This is a genomic window from Chitinophaga sp. (genome assembly GCF_036566945.1).
Taxonomy (GTDB): Bacteria; Bacteroidota; Bacteroidia; order Chitinophagales; family Chitinophagaceae; genus Chitinophaga.
This window is the reverse complement of record NZ_DATCVJ010000938.1, coordinates 1-7,197: the sequence shown is the minus strand read 5'-3', so window position 1 is coordinate 7,197 and position 7,197 is coordinate 1. Positions and strand designations below refer to the sequence as shown.

Genomic DNA, 7,197 nt, shown 5'->3' with positions numbered 1-7,197 from the left:
GGCGAAGAAACAGGGGTATGATCAGATATTATGGGTAGATGGATATGAACACAAATACCTCCAGGAATGCGGTACCATGAACGTTTTTGCCATCATAGGCAATACTGCCATCACACCAGACCTCACACAGGGAACTATCCTCGAAGGGGTAACCAGGGCCAGTGTAATGGATGTACTCTCCGATATGGGCCTAAAAGTGGAAGAAAGACCTATTTCTATTGATGAAGTAGTGGCCGCCTATAAAAATGGTACCCTTAGAGAAATATTTGGAACCGGTACAGCTTCCAGTGTAGCCTATGTAGAACAGCTGGACTACCTCGATACACAGATCAAACTGGATACCACCAAATACGAAATCGGGGCAGAAGTAATCCACCGTTTGGATGATATCCGCACGGGACGGGCTACAGATACCCGCCATTGGAATTATATCATCGACCGTAAATAATATAGAAAGAGCGGAAAGCTTAAAGCAGAAAGCAAAAAGCTATTGTCCCGGATAGTCCTCCGCTTCAATCGCTTTTTGCTTTCTGCTTTAAGCTTTCCGCCCCGTCAAAAATCCAATATTTTTTTTATGGTTGTTTCTAACGGAAATCATACCTTTGCAATCCGGTTTTTGGTAATCCTGAGCTGCTACCAGAATAATAAGACCTTTCCCTGTTTATACAGAAGATCATCCCGGTAAAAATATTTTCGAAACAATTTTGTTATTCACACATATAGTTTTACCTTTGCCGTCCCAAAATCCCTTTGTGGGGAATTTGGATGTCATTGTAAACCGACATAAAAAAACTAGGTAAAGAATGCCTACTATACAACAATTAGTAAGAAAAGGAAGAGAAATTATCCGGGCTAAGTCTAAGTCCAGGGCATTAGATAGCTGCCCTCAGCGTCGTGGCGTTTGTACTCGTGTATACACTACCACGCCTAAGAAACCGAACTCCGCTCTGCGTAAAGTAGCGAAAGTGCGTTTAACCAATAAAGTTGAGGTGATTGCCTATATCCCTGGTGAAGGTCACAACTTGCAGGAGCACTCTATCGTACTGATCCGTGGTGGAAGGGTAAAAGATTTACCAGGTGTTCGTTACCACATCGTTCGCGGTTCTTTGGATACTGCAGGTGTGAAAGACAGAAAGCAGAGCCGTTCCAAATATGGTACTAAAAAGGAAAAGGCTAAGAAATAACAATTATAAATAGTCGTAATTTTCAATAAATGAGAAAGCAAGCTGCAAAGAAATTGCCTCTGGCTCCAGATCCTAGGTTTAATGACAAGCTGGTAACCCGCTTTGTTAATAACGTTATGGAACAAGGAAAAAAGAGCATTGCCTATAAAATTTTCTACGATGCTGTGGATAAGGTAAGCCAAATGACCGGTGAAAACGGTTACGAGGTTTGGAGAAAAGCATTAACTAATGTTACTCCTGGTGTAGAAGTTAGAAGCCGTCGTATTGGTGGTGCTACCTTCCAGATTCCTGCGGAAGTTCGTCCTGATAGAAAGATCTCCCTGAGCATCAAATGGTTAGTACGCTTTGCCGGCGAAAGAAACGGTAAGAGCATGGCTGACAAGCTGGCGAATGAAATCGTAGCAGCAAGCAAAGGTGAAGGCGCAGCGTTCAAGAAGAAAGAAGATACACATCGTATGGCAGAAGCGAACAAAGCTTTCTCTCACTTCAGAATCTAGTTATAGCCTTAACAGGCAACTCAATATATTCGGCAAACAGTTCCTTTGGAGCTGTTTGCCTTTTTGTGTTTATACCCCACCGCCATTACCCCACAAAAAACAGGCACCCATAACGGATGCCTGTCAATTGAAAAATATCTAAGAGAAAGGGTTACTTCACATTTACCAACACCTGAATCTTGCCCGCTTCCCCGTCAAATGCTTGTAACGCCTTTCCAATCACCTGTCCAGGTTTCACTTTATCCACATCCGCTTTCATCGCATAACCGGCTTTACTGGAAGTTACCAGCAAATCACCCCGGCGAATAACACCGTTTTCATTACATACTTTAGTAGGAATAACCCCTACCACACCCATCGGAACCTCTGTTGAAAGATCCGCTTCTATATCATGCTCCGTCAGCAATACACCCGGTTTGGTGGCAAATACACCCGCTACCAGCGAAGAGTAGGGCTCAGCTGATTTTTCCACCATACGGTCGGCATGTGTTGCAATCACCAGTACATCCCCGGCCTCGTAGGTAGCACGTTCGCCCGACACCGCAAATGATTCCGCCAAATCCGCCCCGCCGGTTTGAGTACCGCCATTAAAGAAACCACGTCCCGCAGCGTTGATGCGGGCCACATTTACAGGAGTTGGGTCGCCGCTTCTGAATACGGCAAGATTGCCACTACTGTGTGTTTCTACCCGTAATACATCGGTTGTATTGGCGTTGTTAAAATTGACAAATCTGGCGGCACGGCCAGTACCAAAATTAGGCACCCAGCCATAAATAGCATTACCCGTTCCATTGACCGTACTCTCTACTCCGTCTCCCAGGTTCGCGGCATTGGCAGTGATACCATTACCATTACCCTTTGCAATAGCTACCAGTGCAGGGCCGTTGCCAGCCACGTTGGAAGAATAAAACAATCCGCCAAATCCGCCGGTACCGGCATTTTCGCCATATACACCCGCTGTACCGAAGTTGGAAAACTGTGAATTCACCTTGCCATGTACCGCAGGAGAAGTACCAAGAACGGTGTTCACCTCAAAATATCCCGCAGTACCATTGCCTACTGTTTTAGCGGTGACAACGTTGTTGGTATTCGCATCGTTGAAATTCTCAAAATCAGCTGCCTGTCCGGTACTGAAGGTGGGAACCCAGCCGTAGACAGCTTTACCGGTGCCGTTTACATTACCTTCTATGGCATTACCGTTCTTTTTTACATTGGCCACAATGGCATTACCATTACCGTTATTAATGGATACCAGGGTACTGCCATTACCGGAAACGTTGGAAGTGTAAAATAATCCCGCAAAACCACCAGTACCGGCTGATTCAGAGAAAACACCCGCAGCACCAAAGTTGCCAAATATCGTGTTGACTTTAGCTTTAACAGCCGGCGCTACAGAGTTGGTATTGTTTACCTCAAAAGCTCCCGCAGCTCCTTCACCCGGAGCACCCGGGTCTCCATTGCCTACGGTATAGGCGGTCATGTTATCAACGGTGTTAGTGGCATTGTTGTTTTCAAAACGTCCGGAAGCGCCCGTGCTACCATTTAGCCCAATCTGGCCAAATACACCGATAGCTGTACCGGTAGTATTGGTGGATATAAAGCCACGTACGCCGTAACCTCCACCATCGTTGCGTCCCACTACAGCGCCGGCAATATCCGAAATCGTCCGACCCACTACCGCTTCTCCGGCACCGTTGTTATTACCTATCACACCAGCAGCTGTTTGTACGGCTGTACTACCTTGTACACCTGTGTTACCTGCGCTACTGGCATTAACGCCATATCCGTTGCCGCTGGCAGTGGCAGTAATCGCTGAACCATTGCCTAAAGTACTCGTAGTGAGCGCATCGTTGTTATTCGCATTATTAAAGATCGAAACGTTTGCCGCTACTCCATTGTTACTGGTGGCAATTAAGCCATTGCCGGTATTGCTGTTACCATATAAACCAGTTCCCCCTGCACTGGAGTTACCATACACACCAAGTCCATTGGGCGTAACACCGTAAACACCCCAGCCAGAGCCAGCCTGCGATCCCCATACACCTATCCCCAAACCACCGGTGCCGCTATTGATACCTCTGACTGCACTAGAAAAGCCACCCGGAGAAGCAGCACTAACGATACCACGTACCGGAGTAATAGAAGCATTAAGAGAATTACTGATGCCTTCAATCGAAGTGCCATCTCCATTATTAGTGATGCTGAATAAAGTAGCCGCATTATTTTCTGTGGCCACAAAAGGAAGGGTGAGCCCACCTCCCGGTGCAGCAGTTGCCAGCCATTGTGCGCCATCAAATTTTAGTATCTGGTTGGCCAGTGGCGCTACATTACTAACAGGTTTTCCCTGTAATCCGGCTACTACAGGCGCTGGATAATTACCACTCAAATCTCCGCCGGCAGGGCCGTTAGGAGGTAAGGTGGTGGGTATAACGCCAGCGGCTATTTTAGCCAGTGTAACTTTTCCATTTCCAATCAGCGGATTGGGATAGGTACCGGATAAATCTCCTCCCGCAGCAACCCCGTTGATATCCCCGGGAATACCGGGAATACCTTGCGGACCTGCTGGTCCTATCGGACCGGGTATACCCGCTGGTCCTGCTACTCCAGGATCGCCTTTAGCACCCTGTATTCCCGCCGGACCTGCTGGTCCAACTGGTCCTGCCACCCCGGCTGGTCCAGCTACCCCAGGATCGCCTTTAGCGCCCTGTATTCCCGCCGGACCTGCTGGTCCAACTGGTCCTGCTACTCCGGCTGGTCCAGCTACCCCGGGATCGCCTTTAGCGCCCTGTATTCCCGCCGGCCCTGCTGGTCCCACCGCTCCTGCCACCCCCGCCGGTCCAGCCACTCCAGGGTCTCCTTTGACGCCTTGTATGCCTGCTGGTCCCGCTGGTCCCATTGCACCCGCCGGTCCAACAGCTCCGGGGTCTCCTTTGATGCCTTGTATTCCCGCCGGACCTGCGGGTCCCACCGGGCCAATAGCGCCAACAGGCCCTATAGGCCCAATTGGTCCTACTGCACCAGGATCACCTTTGGCACCTGCAGGTCCTACTGCGCCAATGGGGCCGGTAGCTCCTATAGGCCCCGCTGGTCCAACCGCACCAGGATCGCCTTTGGCACCTGCAGGTCCTGCCGGACCAGCCGTCCCGTTGGCCGCAAATAAGGCGTAAGGCACACTCATTAATTGTGAAGTACCCAGTTCGCTGAAATTGTTGCCGTTAATGGAAACCTCCACTTTCAGATATTGATTGGCATTGGCCCATGGCACAGTGCTATAGGTACCTGTCAATGGAGTACCTTTTCCTATTTGTAAAGTAAATAAGCCCAAACTATTAGTGGTGGCATTATGTGTTTCCTGGTATTGCACAGGACCTGCCGCAGAACCACCGAGTATAGAAAAACGTACCGTCAGCGATTGATTGCTGAGAACAGTACCATTCGCATTACGTGCTACAGCCTGGTAGTTAGTTCCTGCAAGCCCGCTCTGAGCCCGCACATATTGAAACGATACCGCTAAGAGTATGATTGACAGGTAGAATATCTTTTTCATAATAATCATTTTAGTTGTTTACAGCGGGCCTAGCTTTTTTTCTTTACAGGAGTGTTATTGACTTCGCTACCCTGAGTGGGGCTCACAAATGGTTTTACCGGTTGTGCTGCCTGAGCGGCTTTTAATTTATTCATCGCGTCCGTAGCCGATACATCGGAAGCCATAGGAATTGGGGTAGCACCGGATTTAAAGGTCCGTGCGGCCGCCTTATTTTGACCTGCCGGAGCTTTATAATTGGTAAAAAGCCGGTTTTCAACAGGAGCAGAGATGATTGCCTTGTCAGGCTGGGGCTTTACCTCTTTAACTTGCAGATTTGCCAGGTCCCGCTGTAAATCAGGGAACATAAATTCCAGCGGATTACGGCCATCATTCATGGCTTCTGTCTTTGGCTTTGACTGGATCTGTGCATTTGTTGATGATAACATTCCTGTAGTGAGAAGGAATAAAATTATGAGCAGTGATTTCATATGATTGAGAATTATAGATACATAAATGAATAGTGGTTACCTGTTGGTGATAGCTGTTTTTTCTTTTTCCTGTTTGATCAGTTGTAGCGATGTTTCTATGGCCTGTAATCTTGTCATAAGCGCTTGTATATTTTCGAGAGATGATTTCAGTTTTCGGTTTTCTTCTTCGATACGTGCTAATTGAAGCAACTCGTTTTTTAGTTGTGCATTATTGGCCATCAGGGCTTCGCAACGTTTGTTCAACGCCTGTAACATAATCAGCATAATGCCATCCATATCCCCGCTGTTAATAAGCGTGTCGCAGCCAATACGTCCCAGTTTATCCCGCCCGAAGGAGGCAAATATTTCCTGTGCAAATGCGCCGTAATGACGGTATTCAGCCACGGGTGTGCCTTTGTAATTCCAGGACCCCAGCTGTAATTGCCGCAGTTTGTCCAGGAAATTTTCTCCATCTGCTTTTTCGAAATTTTCTTTTTTGGTAGAATCTGATACGATGCTCCAGGAGGAAGCATTGGGAAGTAAAACAGCTCCCGTCGTGGCCACTCCGCCAACGGTGCCTTTGGTATAAAGTATATATCCACCGGCGTATCTGGATACAAATTGGTTATCCGCATTATTTCTAACAACATCTGTAACTGACTCATCTCCTAACACCATACAACCACTATGACCATTACTACTGGCTCTGTGTCCCAGGGCAACGCTGTAATCCCCACTGGAAGTAGTTCTGTACCCAATTGCTACTGAACCCTGGCCGGTGGCCGTACAGGTAAATCCCATAGCAAGAGAGGCAAATCCATTCGCCTGGCAACTGGCGCCTAACGACATGGAAACAGTACCAGATGAGTTATTCCCGTTTCCTAAAGACATTGCCGATGTACCGGAGGCAACACATTGCTCCCCTGCTGCAAAAGTGCCGTAACCACTCGCTACAACAGAATGTCCCACCGCCGTGGAATAAAAACCAAACTGGCTGTCATCCCACTCTATTGTTTCAGCAGCACCAGCCCTGAAACCTGATTTAAAAGGATACCACATCATCCGGTTTCCTTTTCCGGAGATGGGAATATTACCAGCGCCCAACTCTCCCAATAAAAACATACCACCCGTGGTATCCACACTGAATATGGCCTGTTTGCGCAAAGTCCCCGAAAAATTATAAATGGTGTTGAAAGTAACCGCCCCACTATCCGATATGGCAATCCCGGCATTGCCGTCTGCCTGATTGGCCAGTTTGTGGCCATGTAGTACAATGTCTTTGGTAGCTGTATGATTGCCAAGGTTATCACCGGTAGCTGCAGTGGGTGTCCAGTTAGTGCCGTCGAAAATAAGACCCTGCCCATTTACCGGGGCTACAGCAGATACAGGCACCGATTGAATTTTTATCACCGTAGGGTTAGGATAAGTCCCGGATAAATCACCCCCGGCAGGACCATTAGGCGGTAAGCTCGTAGGGATAACACCTGCGGCTAGTTTACTTAAAGTGATTTTTCCATTACCCA

6 protein-coding genes are annotated in these 7,197 nt (G+C 47.9%); 3 read left to right on the top strand and 3 right to left on the bottom strand.

Going from position 1 to position 7,197, the window contains the following annotated elements; all coding sequences use genetic code 11:
* The 3 genes from VIP81_RS28205 to rpsG all read left to right on the top strand — a co-directional run.
* Positions 1 to 448: aminotransferase class IV (locus tag VIP81_RS28205; protein ID WP_331969454.1), on the top strand; the 448-nt coding region annotated here is incomplete at its 5' end.
* 355 nt (positions 449 to 803) lie between these two features.
* The gene (gene rpsL / locus VIP81_RS28200; RefSeq protein WP_012789278.1) at positions 804 to 1,184 is read left to right on the top strand and encodes a 30S ribosomal protein S12; all 381 of its coding nucleotides are present in this window, start codon (positions 804 to 806) and stop codon (positions 1,182 to 1,184) included.
* A gap of 29 nt (positions 1,185 to 1,213) precedes the next feature.
* Complete coding sequence (rpsG, locus tag VIP81_RS28195) at positions 1,214 to 1,681, top strand: 30S ribosomal protein S7 (RefSeq protein ID WP_089903272.1); 468 nt, start codon at positions 1,214 to 1,216, stop codon at positions 1,679 to 1,681.
* Positions 1,682 to 1,832: 151 nt separating this feature from the next.
* Here the strand turns inward: rpsG and VIP81_RS28190 are convergent, their stop codons facing one another.
* The 3 genes from VIP81_RS28190 to VIP81_RS28180 form a co-directional block, all read right to left on the bottom strand.
* Positions 1,833 to 5,228, bottom strand: a complete 3,396-nt coding sequence (locus VIP81_RS28190; RefSeq protein ID WP_331969399.1) for a hypothetical protein — start codon at positions 5,226 to 5,228, stop codon at positions 1,833 to 1,835.
* 29 nt (positions 5,229 to 5,257) lie between these two features.
* A complete protein-coding gene (locus tag VIP81_RS28185) occupies positions 5,258 to 5,653 on the bottom strand; it encodes a hypothetical protein (RefSeq protein WP_331969396.1) in 396 nt (131 codons plus the stop codon).
* 78 nt (positions 5,654 to 5,731) lie between these two features.
* Positions 5,732 to 7,197: tail fiber domain-containing protein (locus VIP81_RS28180; protein ID WP_331969393.1), on the bottom strand; the 1,466-nt coding region annotated here is incomplete at its 5' end.